This window comes from Bacillus sp. NEAU-CP5 (assembly GCF_026420705.1).
Lineage (GTDB): Bacteria > Bacillota > Bacilli > Bacillales > Bacillaceae > Bacillus > Bacillus velezensis.
The window spans coordinates 403091-418281 of record NZ_JAPMOV010000001.1; the positions used below are offsets into that span (position 1 = coordinate 403091).

The following is a 15191-nucleotide window of genomic DNA, read 5'->3' on the forward strand; positions in this document are numbered from 1 at the left end:
TCATCCTTCCATTTCTGCCAGTTCTTCTTCAGTGTAGTAAGCCGTAATTTTTGATGTGAATAAAATGCCGTCTAAATGATCCATTTCATGCTGAACGGCTCTGGCCAAAAAACCCTCCGCTTCTAAAATAAACGGTTTTCCTTTACGGTCGTGGGCTTTTACCTTTACGTAATCCGGGCGGGTGACATCGCCGTAAACCCCGGGAAAGCTTAAGCAGCCCTCGACTCCGGTCTGTTCACCGCTCTTTTCAAGAATAACCGGATTTACAAGGTCGATCCGGCCGCTTTCTTCACCGATGTCCACGACGGCCGCTCTTTTTAAAATACCGATTTGCGGCGCGGCGAGGCCGACGCCATCCATTTCAAGCATCGTATCGTACATATCGTCAAGCAGTTTTTTTAATTTTTTATCAAACACTGTCACTTCATCGGCAGGTGTTTCCAGAACCTCCGCCGGGTGTGTGACGATTTTTTTCACAGCCAAAATTTTGCCCTCCAAAAACTAATGTTACATCAGCATGTACGGATTCATATCGATTGAAATCATTACATGCTTTTGCGCAATGTCGCGTTTATAGTGCTCCAGTATCTTTTTCAACTGAATCTGCAACTCGTTTTCCTGTCTGTATTTTATCACGCATTGATAGCGATATCTATCTTTGATCCTGGCGATCGGGGAAGCCGCCGGCCCGAGAATTTTCGTATCAGGCCCGCATCCCGCTCTTAAATAGTTTGTAATCTTTTCTGCGGTGACCGCGGCTTTTGGCGCTTCTTCATGAGAAACAGTCACCAGCGCCACGTAATAATAAGGCGGGTATGACTGGGCCCGTCTGTGCGCCATTTCCTGCTGAAAAAAAGTTTCATAGTCGTGCGTTTTCGTCAGCTGAATGCTGTAATGAGACGGTGTATACGTTTGAATGACCACCGTTCCCGGCTTTTCATGCCGCCCGGCCCGTCCGCTTACCTGTGTCAGCAGCTGGAATGTCTTCTCCGCGGCCCTGAAATCAGGGATGTGAAGCGTCGTATCTGCGCTTAATACTCCGACGAGCGTCACGTTCGGAAAATCAAGCCCTTTTGCGATCATTTGCGTACCGAGCAGGATATCCGCCTTCCCTTCACCGAACGCTGACAACAGTTTTTCATGGGCGCCTTTTCTTGAAGTGGTGTCCACATCCATCCTGATTACGCGCGCCTGAGGCAGCACTTTGGTTAGCTCCTCCTCCACACGCTGCGTTCCCGTGCCGAAAAAGCGGATATGTTCGCTGCCGCATTCCGGGCATGTTCCCGGTACAGGTTCCTCATGGCCGCAGTAATGACATTTCAGCCTTTGTCCGTAGCGGTGATAAGTCATTGAAATGTCGCAATGCGGACATTGCGGCACATAACCGCAGTCCCGGCACATCACAAACGAGGAATACCCCCGTTTATTCAGAAAAAGGACGGCCTGCTCTTTTTTTGCAAGCTTCTCTTCCAGCTGTTCCATCAGCTCTCTTGAAAACATTGATCTGTTGCCGTTTCTCAGTTCTTCTCTCATATCAACGAGAGAAACGTCAGGCATGAGCTGGCGATTTACGCGATGTTTTAACGGAAGCAGCTCATAAACGCCTTTTTTCGCCCGCGCAAATGATTCCAATGTCGGCGTGGCGCTCCCGAGGACGACCGGACAGCTGTGATGCTCGGCCCGGCGGATGGCTACGTCCTTTGCATGATACCGCGGCATTTCCTCCTGCTTATAGGAAGATTCGTGCTCTTCATCAATAATGATCATGCCGAGATTTTCAAACGGGGCAAAGATGGCCGATCTGGCTCCGACGACAAGCCGGACTTCCTTGCGCTGAATCTTCCGCCATTCATCGTATTTTTCACCTGTGGATAATCCGCTGTGCATGACCGCAACCTGTGAGCCGAAGCGGCCTTTAAAACGGTTGACCATTTGCGGTGTCAACGAGATTTCCGGAACGAGCACGATGGCTTCTTGTCCTTTTGCCAGCACTTTTTCAATGGATTGCAGGTAAATTTCCGTCTTGCCGCTTCCCGTGACGCCGTGAAGCAGAAAGACGTGATGGACATGGTCGGCTACAGCTTGTTTAATCGGCTCAAAAGCGGCCCGCTGCTCTTCTGTAAGAGAGAGCGGCTCTGTTTTTTTGAACATTCTGTCCTGATAAGGATCGCGGTAAACCTCCTCAAAGCTTTCCGTAAGAAGCCCCTTTTTAAGAAGCGTTTTCAGCGTCGCTGAACTGGAATCGGTCTTTTTGCAAAGTTCGGCCGCGGAAATCTTTGCTCCCCCGCCGATAAAATAAGTAAGCACGGCGAGCTGTTTAGAAGCCTGCTTTGTCAATGAATCTGCGTGCCGGGCGAGTTCTTCTTTGTCTGCCCCCGCTTCGATCATGCGGATCATTTTTTTATTCGTTTTTTGGGCGACTTTATATGTGACATCAATGCTTCCTTTGCGCACGAATTTTTGAAGTGACGAAAGAATGCTTTCATCGGTAATATCCGAGTACAGAAGACTTTTTTGATTCCTGAAAAGCTGTTTGATGTCCGGTGTCAGCGCTTCTTCGTCAACGACTTTCAGCTCTTTCTCGTACTTCGCCTTCAGTGCGGCGGGCAGCATTGCCTGAAGCGCCGTGATTTTAAACGACAGCGTTTTGTCAGAAAGCCATGAAGACAGCTGCATCAGTTCCTCAGTCAGAACGGGCGTCAAATCAAGAAGCTTCTCGACTTCCTTCATTGAGCCGCCGTTTAATTCAGACGAATCTTTCAAACCGGTCACAAATCCTTGAAGCTTGCGCGGGCCAAACGGGACAATCACCCGCATGCCGACTTCGATCATCCCTTTTAAATGATCGGGAATTTTGTAATCAAAGGGTCTGTCAATGTTTTTGGAGCTTACATCGACAATGACTTCTGCTACATTCATACGGGTTTTCGGTCCTCGGTTTTCAAAGCGGTCATTTCCTTCAGCATTTCAAAGGAAACGTCAAGTTTAGACATAAGCGCAAGCTCCCGTTTTCTTCCGTCCCGGAAATAGAAGGTGACGACATTCGTATCCGTGCCAAATCCGGCCCCTTCTGCTTTCACATCATTCGCAACGATCATATCAAGGTTTTTCTGTTCGAGTTTTCTGCGCGCATAGCGTTCGACGTCTTGCGTTTCAGCCGCAAATCCGACCAGCAGCTGGTGTGTTTTCCGTTCGCCGAGTTCTTTCAGTATGTCTGCCGTACGGTTGAATTCGATCACGAGCGAACCGTCTTTCTTCTTCATTTTGTGATCAGAAACAGCCGCCGGCGTAAAATCGGCCACGGCCGCCGTCTTAATCACCATGTCGCATGAATCAAACACAGAAAGCACGGCTTCTCTCATATCGGCTGCCGATTGCACAGGAAGAAACTGATACAGCCCGACTGGCGGCTCTATTGACACCGGGCCTGAAATCAGCGTCACCCGCGCCCCGAGACGGACGGCGGCTTCAGCAGCGGCGTAGCCCATTTTGCCGGTGGATTTATTTGTGAAGAAGCGGACAGGGTCCACGGCTTCGCGCGTCGGACCGGCCGTAATGACAATATGTTTTCCTTTCAGCGGCGCATCGTCTTCAGGCTCCTTAAAATGCTCTCTGACACGCTCAACAATAAGCTCCGGCTCCTCCAGCCTTCCTTTGCCGACATATCCGCATGCCAAATAGCCTTCACTCGGCTCGATAAAGCGGACCCCGTCCTGATAAAGCACAGAAATGTTCCGTTTCACCGCCGGATGATCATACATATGGACATTCATCGCAGGCGCCACCCAGACCGGGGCCTCAGCCGCCAGCACCGTCGTTGTGAGCATATCGTCAGCAATTCCGTTGGCAAGCTTGCCGATGATATTTGCCGTAGCGGGCGCGACAATAATTAAATCCGCCCAGTCAGCGGCATCAATATGAGAAATCACCTTCGGATTTTGTTCATTAAATGTATCTGTATACACTTCATTCCGGCTCAGCGCCTGAAATGTCAGCGGAGAAACAAACTCACGCGCGGACTCAGTCATAATCACTTTGACGTTTGCGCCGGCCTGAACCAGCTTGCTCGTGAGTGCGGAAGCTTTATAAACGGCAATTCCTCCGCTTACGCATAGCAAAATGTTTCGGTTTTTCATGAAGTCTTCTCCCCTTTATGAAAGCATTGGACAAATCCCAAACGGAAAAAAATAACAACCTATGTAGAGATAGGTTGCTACGTGTGCTTGTTATTCGCTGTCTTCTCTTTCAAACGAAAGCAGGCCCGCGTCAATTTCTTCTAAAGCTTTGCCTACATATTTGTGAGAAATGGTATGTTCAATCTGCTGGTCTTTTTTGATCTGCATTTCACGCGCGCGTCTTGCAGACACGGTCACCAGCGTATATTTAGAATCTAATTTATTCATTAAAGAGTCAATTGACGGATCTAACATAAGTTATTCTACCTCCAGCATTTTCTTATATCTCGGAGCGACGCGTTCACGTTTTAAGTGCTCGGCGAGAACGATTGCGTTAATCTTATCACAAGCCGTTTGGATATCGTCGTTTTCAACGACATAATCATACGCGTCCATCATTTCGATTTCAGCTTTTGCGGCATTCATTCTGTTTTCGATTAAATCGTCGGTTTCAGTCCCTCTTGTCACGATTCTGTTTTTCAGCTCAGAAAGACTCGGCGGCGCTAAGAAGATAAACAGGCCTTCCGGAAATGCATTCCGCACTTGGAGCGCGCCCTGCACTTCAATCTCTAAGAAGACGTCTTTTCCTTCTTGAAGCGTCTGTTCGACATAATCAACGGGCGTTCCGTAATAGTTGCCGACATATTCCGCCCACTCAAGCAGTTTGTTGTTTTCAATCATGCGTTCGAATTCATCTCTAGATTTAAAGAAATAATCGACGCCGTCGACCTCGCCCTCTCTCGGGTTTCTCGTCGTGACTGAAATTGAGTATTCAAATTTCGTGTCCTGTTGTGAAAATATTGCTTGCCGAACCGTTCCTTTTCCAACTCCGGAGGGACCTGAGAGAACGATTAATAACCCTCTTTCTTTCATGCGGCAATTACCCCTGCCCTTCATCCATAATTTCTTCTTTCACAGAAAGTCTGTGTGCAACTGTCTCAGGCTGGACGGCAGATAAGATAATGTGATCACTATCCATGACGACAACTGCACGGGTTCTTCGTCCGTATGTAGCGTCTATTAGCATTCCGCGGTCTCTTGCATCCTGGATCATTCGCTTTATTGGCGCAGACTCCGGGCTGACAATCGAAATCATCCGATTGGCGGAGATGATATTGCCAAATCCGATATTAATCAGTTTAATCGTCATCTTCTACGTTCCCCCTGTAAAATAGACGTCTCTAGTGTAACCTGAAGAGACCGTCTGTAAACAATACGCACAGTCGCTATTCTATATTTTGCACTTGTTCCTTCAATTTTTCAATAGAACTTTTCATTTCAACGACAAGCTTTGTGATTTGATGATCATTGGCTTTTGAGCCGATCGTGTTCGCTTCCCGGTTAAGCTCCTGAACAAGGAAATCAAGTTTGCGGCCGACTGCCCCGCCTTCTTTTAATATATCACGGAATTGAACAAAATGGCTCTTCAATCTGGTAATTTCTTCCGTGATATCAGAACGGTCGGCGAAAATGGCGCATTCCGTGATCAGCCTGCTTTCGTCGAGCGCGTCCTCCGTCCATTCCTTCATTCGGGCGTAAAGACGCTCGCGATATTGAATAACAACGGCCGAAGCGCGCTCTTTCACCTGTTCGGACAGCGTCTCAAGCCGCTCAATGTGCAGAAAGCAGTCTTCCGCCAAAAGCCGTCCTTCTTTTTCCCTCATGTCACAAAGTTCCTTTACAGCCAGCTCAGCGGCTTCCCTGATGACTTCTTCAAGCTTGTCATCACGCATCTGTTCCTCGTGTATCTGCGCAATATGTTCAAATTTAAAGAAATCCATTGCATCGGGTTCTGCGGCCAGGCTGTAGCGCTCTTTCATGACGCGTGCGGCGCTCACATATTCATCAAGGAGCTCCCAATCGATGTTCAGGCTTCTTTTTATGAGCGCGTCACTGTTTACAGTGAGAAACAGCTCTACTCTTCCGCGCTGTATATGCTGCAATATCGTTTGTTTCAGCTTATCCTCTACATATAGCAAAGGCCGTGGCAGGCGGGCGTTCACTTCTTTGAACCGGTAATTGACGGATTTCAATTCAACGGTTGCCGAGAGATCGCCTTTTGTGCTGCTTGCGCTGCCGAAGCCTGTCATACTCCGTATCATATGAAACACCCAATTCTTTCCCGTTATCAAAATAAAAGGGCAATAGACATGCTATTACCCCTAAGATTATATCATATGGAATTATTTTTTTCTTGTCAAAAGTGAACCCGCCAGCAAAAAAGTAGGTATGCCCGACATACCGATAATCAGCATCCAATCGCCCGGCGTAATCGGCACTGTTTTGAAAATCGGCTGCAGCGGCGGATAATAGATGACGATGACCATCAGGAAGATAGAAGAAATGATGGCGCCGAGCAGATAGATATTTTCAAACGGATTCCGGGAGAAAACAGACGTTTCGCTCCGGCAGTCAAACACGTGTATAAGCTGAGCCAGGACAAGAGTCGCGAATGCAACGGTCTGTGCGTAGGGCAGATTTTCAGGATTGCGGTGATAGACGATGATAAACGCTAAAATGGTTGCGGCTCCGATTAAAAACCCTCTTGATACGACTTTCCAGCCCAGTTTTCTCGCAAACACTCCTTCTTTCGGATGCCGCGGCTTCCGCCTCATCAGATCTCCTTCCGGCTGATCCATACCGAGGGCCATCGCCGGCAGCCCGTCAGTGACTAAGTTCACCCACAATATCTGAATCGGAACGAGCGGCAGCGGCAGAGCGAGAAGCATCGCAAACAGCATCACTAAAATTTCACCGACGTTGGAGGCGAGCAAATACCGGACGAATTTTCTTATATTTTCATAGATATTCCGTCCCTCTTTTATGGCTGATTTAATCGTAGCAAAGTTATCATCTACCAGAATGAGAGAAGAGGCTTCCTTTGCCACATCCGTTCCCGTCACGCCCATGGCAACACCGATATCTGCCTGCTTTATGGCCGGCGCGTCATTAACCCCGTCTCCCGTCATGGCGACGACGTGTCCGTTTTCCTGGAACGCTTTGACGATTTTCAATTTATGTTCAGGCGACACGCGTGCGAAGACGTAGACATCATCGACCGTTTCGATAAGTTCTTTCTCCGTAAGCTCATTCAGCGTCTTGCCGTCCATCACACGCCCCTTTTTCGGAAGAAGACGCAAATCTTTCGCAATGGCCTTTGCCGTTTCAACGTGATCCCCTGTGATCATAACCGTTTTAATGCCGGCTTCACGGCATTCTTTAATCGCCTGTCTGACCTCCGGACGGGGCGGATCAATTATGCCTGACAAGCCGAGCATCGTCAGATTTTTTTCCGCCTGCTCCATTGTCGGCTTTTCTCCGGGCTTAAGCGGTTTATAAGCAATCGCGATCGTACGCAAAGCTTGCGACGCCAGCTCTTTCAGAACCGCTTCCGTTTCTGCTTTCTTTTCTCCTGAAAATGGCGCGCTTCTTGCGTCGTACATCAGATGTGACGAGCGGTCAATCAGCACATCGGGCGCTCCTTTAGTGATGACGAACTGCTTTTTTTCCTGATCCTCTACAATGACGGTCATCATTTTGCGGACGGAGTCAAACGGAAACTCGGCAACCACGCGGTATTGCCCGCTGAGCCAATCGTTTGAATAGCCGCCCTTTCTTGCAGCCGTCAGCAGCGCTCCTTCTGTCGGATCACCGTCGAGTACATAATGGCCGTCTTTCAGTGCGATTTCGGATGTGTTGCACAACGCGCCGAAAACCAGCATTTGTTCAAGAATCTTTTCATCTTTCGGCTTGATTTCCCGCTCATCTCGGGTGAAAACGCCCTCCGGCTCATAGCCGATGCCTGACACTTTAAATGTTTTTCCCCCTGACCACATATGGGTGACGGTCATTTTGTTTTGTGTCAGCGTGCCGGTTTTATCAGAACAAATGACAGAGGCGCACCCCAATGTTTCAACCGCCGGGAGCTTTCTGACAATTGATTTTTGTTTGATCATGCGCTGGACGCCGATTGATAATGCCACCGTAACAATGGCGGGAAGCCCTTCCGGAATCGCGGCGACGGCCAATGACACCCCGGCCAAAAACATGCTGTAAAGCTCATGTCCCTGTAAGACGCCGACTGCAACGACCAATACCGTTAAAAGGAGCGCGACGATAATTAAAATTTTGCCGAGCTCTTCAAGTCTTCGCTGCAGCGGTGTTGAAAGGCTGCCGGCGGATTCGAGCATATCGGCGATTTTCCCCATTGCCGTATTCATTCCTGTACCGACGACGACGCCGACACCGCTGCCGCGCGTTACGATCGTACCCATAAACGCCATATTGCTGATGTCGCCTAACGAAACATCCGGCTTTCTCAGTTTATCAGCTTGTTTAACCACCGGAATTGATTCCCCGGTCAGCGCCGATTCCTCAATTTCAAGGCTTTTCGCTTCAACGATCCGCACATCCGCGCCAATCCGGTCGCCGCTTGAAAATTTCATGATATCGCCGGGAACGAGCTCCTTGGACTGAATTTTCTTCCAGCTCCCGTCCCGCAACGCTGACACATACGGCGTTGACAGCTCTTTTAATGCATGTAAAGACTTTTCCGCACGCCGCTCTTGAAAAAAACCGAGAACCCCATTGACAAATACAATCGCCATAATCGCTACGGCATCTACATATTCGCCTAAAAACCCGGATATTAAGGTTGCCGCCAGCAGCACGAGCACCATAAAATCTTTAAATTGGGCGAAAAACACGGCGATCGCCGGTGTCCTCTTGCCCTCCTGAAGCTCGTTCGGTCCGTGCTTTTCAAGGCGTTTTTTCACCTCTTTTTCGGTCAACCCCTGTTTAATGGACGTATTTGTTGCTTTCAGCAAATCGGTTTGTCCCATTTCATGAAACTTCATTCTTCTCGTCCACTCCCCTGCCTCGCTTTAGAGATGTCACTCTGTAAACAAGCTTATTCTGACTCGTCCCTTTTCATGCTATAATTATCGAATGCAGGAAGAAGGAAAGGGTGTTTTATATGTCTTTTGATGGCATGTTTACATACGGAATGACACATGAATTAAACAGCCGGATCGCCGGAGGCCGGATTACGAGAGTCCATCAGCCTTTTAAGCACGATGTGATATTCCATATCCGCGCTAACGGAAAAAACCATAAATTATTATTATCGGCGCATCCGAGCTATTCACGGGTGCACACGACGAATCAGGCTTATGAAAATCCGAGCGAGCCGCCGATGTTTTGTATGCTGCTCAGAAAGCATATAGAAGGCGGATTTATTGAGAAAATAGAACAGGCCGGATTAGACCGGATTATGATATTCCGCATAAAAAGCAGAAATGAAATCGGCGACGAAACCGTCAGAACGCTGTATGTTGAAATTATGGGGCGGCACAGCAATATTATTCTGACTGACGGAGAAGGAGCCATCATCGACGGGCTGAAGCATTTATCTCCGTCGATGAACAGCTACCGGACCGTTCTGCCGGGCTATGATTACAAGCTTCCTCCCGCTCAGGAAAAAATTTCGCCGCTTGCCGCGGATGAAGAGGACGTTTTGCGTTATCTCAGTTTTCAGGAAGGACGGCTTGACCAGCAGATCGTCAGACATTTCTCCGGTGTTTCTCCTCTGTTTGCAAAAGAAGCCGTGCACAGAGCGGGTCTCGCTAACAAAATAACGCTGCCGAAGACGCTGATTGAAATGTTCCATGCTGTGAAAGATTGCAGGTTTACACCGAACATTACGACAGCCGGCGGAAAGGAATACTTTTATCTCCTGTCTCTCACACATGTAAACGGAGAGGAGCGCACCTTTCACTCACTGAGTGAGCTGTTGGACCGGTTTTATTTCGGCAAGGCGGAACGCGACCGCGTCAAACAGCAGGCTCAGGATCTCGAGCGGTTTGTCGCAAATGAACGGAAAAAGAACGCCAATAAGATAAAAAAGCTGGAAAAGACGCTCGACTACTCAGAGAATGCGAAGGAATTCCAGCTATACGGCGAACTGCTGACGGCGAATTTGTATATGCTGAAAAAAGGTGACAAAGAAGCGGAAGTCATCAATTATTATGATGAAGAAAGTAAGACAGTGACCATCCCTTTAAATCCGAACAAAACACCGTCAGAAAACGCGCAGATGTATTTTACAAAGTATCAAAAGGCGAAGAATTCCGTCGAGGTGGTAAAAGAACAGATCCGTCTGGCCGAGGAGGAAATCGCTTATTTCGATCAGCTGATCCAGCAGCTCTCCTCCGCGTCCACAAAGGATATTCACGAAATAAGGGAAGAGCTTGTGGAAGGCAAATATCTGCGACCGAAACAGCAGCGGGGACAGAAAAAACAGAAGCAGCACGTTCCTGTTTTGGAGCAATATGAATCTTCACGGGGATTGACGATTCTTGTCGGCAAAAACAATAAACAAAATGAGTACTTAACGACAAAAGCTGCCGCAAGGGATGATTTATGGTTCCACACGAAAGACATTCCGGGTTCCCACGTTGTGATTAAAAGCAGCGATCCGGATGAACAATCCATACTGGAGGCGGCTGCGATCGCCGCTTATTTTTCCAAAGCGAAAGATTCCGGCTCTGTTCCGGTTGATTATACAAAAATCAGACACGTGAAAAAGCCAAACGGCGCAAAGCCCGGATTTGTCACCTATGACAGCCAGCATACCGTATTTGTCACACCTGATGCCGACCTTGTCATACGGCTGAAAAAATAAACGCACCTCCAAGCTGAAACCCGCACTCAGCTTGGAGGTGTTTTTTATTACGGAGACGAAACTCCCCCAGCCGTCAGAACCGATCTTTACAGTATCTGATCAGTTTCCCGTCATGTCTGCCTGATCCGCCGGGGCCGCCTGTGATTAAAGCGGTCACACCTGATTTGGCGGCGGATGCTGTCAACTTCCCTCGCCGCACCTGAGCACATCCGGGCGGGTCTCTGGCCTTTCCTTTGTATGCGGGCGGAATCCAGGCGGAATTGGGATCAGATACATATTCCGCATCACTTCGCAACCCTGACCGCTTGTCGGCATATACCGTTCAAACTGCCCGCTTTCGTTTTGAATTGTTCACATTCGACGGACTGTCAGGACAGTATAAAAAACACCCTGCCCGATGACAGACAAGGTGTTTTTTATGGTCTTCTTCTTTTCTCAAATAATCGATCCACTTCTTCAGTCAAATCAGCAGTAATGAGAGGCTCTATGTCCTCAGCCAGTCTTTTCGTATGTGCCGGGCTTGCGCCGCTTGTTGATACGGATACTTGAATGCGCCCTTTGCGGATGATCTTCGGCATATACACGCTGCCCTGTTCAGCATCGCTTACACAATTGACCAGCTGCGTTTCAGAAGCGCTCGCGGCTATCTCCTGATTCACGCTGCGTTCATTTGTCGCGGCAATGATGAAAAAAGCGGGCGCGAGATCCTTCATTTCAATTTTACGGGAAACCCAGCGGATACGTCCTTCATCCGCCAGCTGTTTAATTTCAGGCAGGGCATCGGGACTGATTACAGTTATATCCGCGCCTTCCGGAAGCACCGTTTTGAGCCTTCTTAAGGCAACATTGCCTCCGCCCGCGATGATAATTCTTTTTCCGCTTAAATTAATGTGCAGAGGCAGCATACTGTCCCCCCTTAAAATCAAACTGACCGCCGGGGTTTCGAACAGCTTCTGACACACGGTTCAAAAACGCCTGCTTAATATGAGGGTGAAAACCTAAGTATGAAGCGAGATGAACATTTTGATTGATCGTTTGAAGCTTTTGAACTTCCCGTTCAATCTCAGTCATTAAAAGCCCGGTAAACAGAAGATATGGAACGATAAAAACGGGTGCTCCGTCATCCTCTTCAAGGCCGGCAAACACTTCTTTATAGTGCGGGTCACATGCTGTTAAAAAACAAGGGATGACTTCTTTAACAGGTGTAATCGCCTCAAGTTTTCCGGCAATCTCACCGACTGCGTTTTTAACTGCCGGATCTGTGCTTCCTCTTCCGATCAGCACCACTTTCGCCTGCTCAATGGGCACTCCGGTATCTTCAATGCGATGATGCACCGCTTTTACGACTTCATCGTCCACTCCGATCGGAACACCATATGTCACTTTTATATCGGGATGCAGGGCCGTCGCACGGGCGATTTCAGCCGGAATATCATGTTTTGCGTGGGCAGCGGTCAACAGCAGTAAAGGCACGGCCGCAATATGAGTGGCGCCTTGTCTGACACATGCTTCAAATCCCGCTTCAATAGACGGTTCCTGCAGTTCTAAAAAACAAATTTCCTGAATGGGAGCGTCAGCGTGCGGCATGCACCCTTTTAAAAACGCCTCCGACTCTGTCTGCGCTTTTTTCAGCCTGCTTCCGTGCCCGATGTATAAAATCGCCTGCTTCATTTACAACGCCTCGCTCAAATCCAGATTTTTCTGATCAGATGCATACCAGTCCAGTTTGCAGTGATAATTGACGACATCACCGATAACAATTAAGCTCGGGTTTTTGATTTCTTCTTTTATCACGGTGTCTGAAAGCGTGCCGACGGTGCAGACGACTGTTTTTTGCCTGGCCGTCGTTCCCCAATGAATAAAGGCTGCCGGGGTGCCGGCGTCTCTGCCGTTTTCCAGCAGCATTCTTTCAATCTGCCGGATATTTTTAATTCCCATATAAATCACCAGCGTATCAATGCCCGTCGCCAGCGCTTTCCATTTTTCTTCAAAGTCGTCTTCTTGTTTATAATGCCCCGTAACGAATGCGACATTGGAGCTCGCCTCTCTATGCGTCACGGGAATGCCGGCATAAGCAGCAGCCGCGATTCCTGATGTAATGCCGGGAACGATCTCAAACGGAATGGCGTTTTGCGCGAGAGCCTCCGCTTCTTCGCCTCCGCGGCCGAAAACAAACGGGTCGCCTCCCTTGAGCCTTACAACGGTTTTCCCTTTTTTCGCATACTTCACAAGGAAACGGTTGATCGTATCCTGTTTCATAATGTGAAAATCCGGGAGCTTGCCGCAGTAAACCAGATCCGCCTCTTCTCCGGCATACTGTAAAATCTCTTTGCTTACCAATCTGTCATATAATATAACATCCGCTTTTTGTATGGCTTTCATTGCCTTCACCGTTAATAAGTCCGGATCTCCCGGACCGGCTCCAACGATAAATACTTTCCCCATAGCATGTCTCCCCGATCCGTTTTGAAATCTTCCCAGAACAGCCGCGAGGCCGCACTTCAGCTATTTTACCATATCCCGCCATTGCGGGGGATATCCGGCTGATTGCGCGGCCTTTTTGGACCTATTATGCTAAGCTGTTTTTCACAAAGTCAACCAGTCTTCCGGTGCATTCTTCGCGTTCACATTTGCCTGAATCAAGTACGAGCTCAGGCGCTTTCGGCTCTTCATACGGTGAGTCGATCCCCGTAAAGAACGGAATTTCACCATTTCTTGCTTTTTTATATAAACCTTTCGGATCGCGCTTTTCACATATATCGAGGTCGCATTTAACATAGATTTCATTAAATTCGCCCTCTGCCACAAGCTCTCTCACCTGATCTCTGTCCTCACGGAACGGAGAAATAAAAGCCGTGATGACGATGGTTCCCTGCTGAACGAAAAGCTTCGCCACTTCCCCGATGCGGCGTATATTTTCCTTGCGGTCATCATCGGAAAAACCTAAGTCCTTGTTTAAGCCGTGGCGGATGTTATCACCATCAAGCACGATGACTTGATAGCCTTGTTCAAACAGCTCGCGCGCTGCGGCGTTTGCAATCGTGGATTTCCCTGAACCGCTTAACCCCGTCAGCCAGAGGATAGAGCTTTTATGCTTGTTTTTCTGCTGGTATTCTTCTTTCGTTATTGAGGCTTCATGCCACACGATATCACGATTTGTCACTCTATTTTCCTCCTTAAGAAACGCCTGCTTCTTCTTTCGTTTTCAGCCCTTTAATCAACACCTCGACAACTTCAGGACGGCTGAATTCCGCCGGCGGCATGACGCCGCTTCGCAGCATTTCTCTGACCTTTGTTCCTGACAGAATGACGTGGTCTTCTCTTTCATGCGGGCATGTTTTGGCCGTTCCCATGTTGCCGCATTTCTGGCAGAAGAAGCTGTGCTCGAATTTCATCGGTGTAATCCCGAGTTCATCCGCTGTAAATTGATCAAACAGCTCTTGCGCTTCATATGTGCCGTAGTAATCACCGACGCCGGCATGATCGCGGCCGACGATGAAATGCGTGCAGCCGTAGTTTTTGCGGACAAGCGCGTGGAAAATGGCTTCTCTCGGCCCCGCATACCGCATAGCCGCCAAAAATACGCCGAGGAAAACGCGGTCTTTCGGATAATAATGATCGAGCAGCACCTGGTAGCTTTCCATTCTGACATCCGCCGGAATATCATCTGATTTTGTTTCACCGACGAGCGGGTTCAAAAACAGGCCGTCTACCGTCTCAAGCGCGGTTTTTTGGATATATTCGTGGGCGCGGTGAACCGGATTTCTCGTTTGGAAACCGACGATGGTTTTCCAGCCCTTTTCTTCGAAGCTTCGTCTTGTATCGGCAGGTTCAAATGTAAACTCGGGAAACTGCTTTGACGCTTTTTTAATTAATGTGATCGGCCCGCCGACATACGTATCGCCGCGTGAAAATAATTTTTTCACGCCCGGATGCGCGGCATCATCGGTTTTATATACGTGAACGGCTTCTTTTTGTTTATCCGGCGTATAAATATCTTCGATGTCGACTACGCCGTATGTTTCTCCGCCGTAAGTCAGTTTCACCGTGTCGCCGACGGCAAGCTCAGCAGCTTTTTCTGAATCGACCGGAAGCGTGATCGGCAGGGACCAGACAACCCCGGATGCCAGACGCATATTTTCAACGACTGACACGTAATCTTTTTCTGTGAAAAATCCTTCAATCGGGCTGTATCCCCCGATCCCGATCAGCTCTAAATCAGCGAACGAAATCAAATCAAGCTCAATTTCTTTTTGGACGGATGTAAGATCATACTGCTCATTCACCCGGTTAATTAATGTTCCTCCGTGCGGTGCTAAACTCATAATACATGA

General features: G+C 48.5%; 14 protein-coding genes. 1 reads left to right on the forward strand and 13 read right to left on the reverse strand.

The window, feature by feature from the left end:
• From def to OTK50_RS01565, 8 genes are all read right to left on the reverse strand, one after another.
• The gene (gene def, locus OTK50_RS01530) at positions 1-483 is read right to left on the reverse strand and encodes a peptide deformylase (RefSeq protein WP_029325903.1); all 483 of its coding nucleotides are present in this window, start codon (positions 481-483) and stop codon (positions 1-3) included.
• Between the two features lie 24 nt (positions 484-507).
• A complete protein-coding gene (gene priA, locus OTK50_RS01535) occupies positions 508-2919 on the reverse strand; it encodes a primosomal protein N' (RefSeq protein WP_007611341.1) in 2412 nt (803 codons plus the stop codon).
• Complete coding sequence (coaBC, locus tag OTK50_RS01540; RefSeq protein WP_044801411.1) at positions 2916-4136, reverse strand: bifunctional phosphopantothenoylcysteine decarboxylase/phosphopantothenate--cysteine ligase CoaBC; 1221 nt, start codon at positions 4134-4136, stop codon at positions 2916-2918. The genes priA and coaBC overlap by 4 nt, the downstream gene beginning before the upstream one ends.
• A gap of 90 nt (positions 4137-4226) precedes the next feature.
• A complete protein-coding gene (gene rpoZ, locus OTK50_RS01545; protein WP_003154346.1) occupies positions 4227-4430 on the reverse strand; it encodes a DNA-directed RNA polymerase subunit omega in 204 nt (67 codons plus the stop codon).
• A gap of 3 nt (positions 4431-4433) precedes the next feature.
• Entirely contained in the window at positions 4434-5048 is a 615-nt protein-coding gene (gene gmk, locus OTK50_RS01550; RefSeq protein ID WP_003154347.1) for a guanylate kinase, read from the reverse strand.
• Positions 5049-5055: 7 nt separating this feature from the next.
• Entirely contained in the window at positions 5056-5325 is a 270-nt protein-coding gene (gene remA / locus OTK50_RS01555) for an extracellular matrix/biofilm regulator RemA (RefSeq protein ID WP_003154355.1), read from the reverse strand.
• Between the two features lie 76 nt (positions 5326-5401).
• Positions 5402-6277 carry a YicC/YloC family endoribonuclease gene (locus OTK50_RS01560; protein WP_014417740.1) on the reverse strand — a complete coding sequence of 292 codons (876 nt, stop codon included), beginning with the start codon at positions 6275-6277 and terminating at the stop codon, positions 5402-5404.
• Positions 6278-6358: 81 nt separating this feature from the next.
• Positions 6359-9031, reverse strand: a complete 2673-nt coding sequence (locus OTK50_RS01565) for a calcium-translocating P-type ATPase, SERCA-type (RefSeq protein ID WP_130571011.1) — start codon at positions 9029-9031, stop codon at positions 6359-6361.
• A gap of 119 nt (positions 9032-9150) precedes the next feature.
• Here OTK50_RS01565 and OTK50_RS01570 point away from each other — a divergent pair, with 119 nt between their 5' ends.
• Positions 9151-10857 (forward strand): Rqc2 family fibronectin-binding protein, encoded by a 1707-nt coding sequence (locus OTK50_RS01570; protein ID WP_007611318.1) that lies wholly within the window; start codon positions 9151-9153, stop codon positions 10855-10857.
• 416 nt (positions 10858-11273) lie between these two features.
• On the opposite strand, the gene OTK50_RS01575 is transcribed toward OTK50_RS01570, so the two are convergent.
• The 5 genes from OTK50_RS01575 to sat form a co-directional block, all read right to left on the reverse strand.
• The gene (locus tag OTK50_RS01575) at positions 11274-11762 is read right to left on the reverse strand and encodes a precorrin-2 dehydrogenase/sirohydrochlorin ferrochelatase family protein (protein WP_224224250.1); all 489 of its coding nucleotides are present in this window, start codon (positions 11760-11762) and stop codon (positions 11274-11276) included.
• Positions 11743-12528, reverse strand: coding sequence for a sirohydrochlorin chelatase (locus OTK50_RS01580; protein WP_224224249.1), 786 nt, complete (start codon positions 12526-12528; stop codon positions 11743-11745). The genes OTK50_RS01575 and OTK50_RS01580 overlap by 20 nt, the downstream gene beginning before the upstream one ends.
• Positions 12529-13302: a uroporphyrinogen-III C-methyltransferase gene (gene cobA / locus OTK50_RS01585; protein WP_130571013.1), complete on the reverse strand. Its 774-nt coding sequence runs from the start codon at positions 13300-13302 to the stop codon at positions 12529-12531.
• A gap of 124 nt (positions 13303-13426) precedes the next feature.
• On the reverse strand, positions 13427-14020 hold the full coding sequence (gene cysC / locus OTK50_RS01590) for an adenylyl-sulfate kinase (RefSeq protein WP_007611313.1): 594 nt from the start codon (positions 14018-14020) through the stop codon (positions 13427-13429).
• Between the two features lie 13 nt (positions 14021-14033).
• Positions 14034-15182 (reverse strand): sulfate adenylyltransferase, encoded by a 1149-nt coding sequence (sat, locus tag OTK50_RS01595; RefSeq protein WP_082997990.1) that lies wholly within the window; start codon positions 15180-15182, stop codon positions 14034-14036.
• Between the last annotated feature and the right edge of the window lie 9 nt (positions 15183-15191).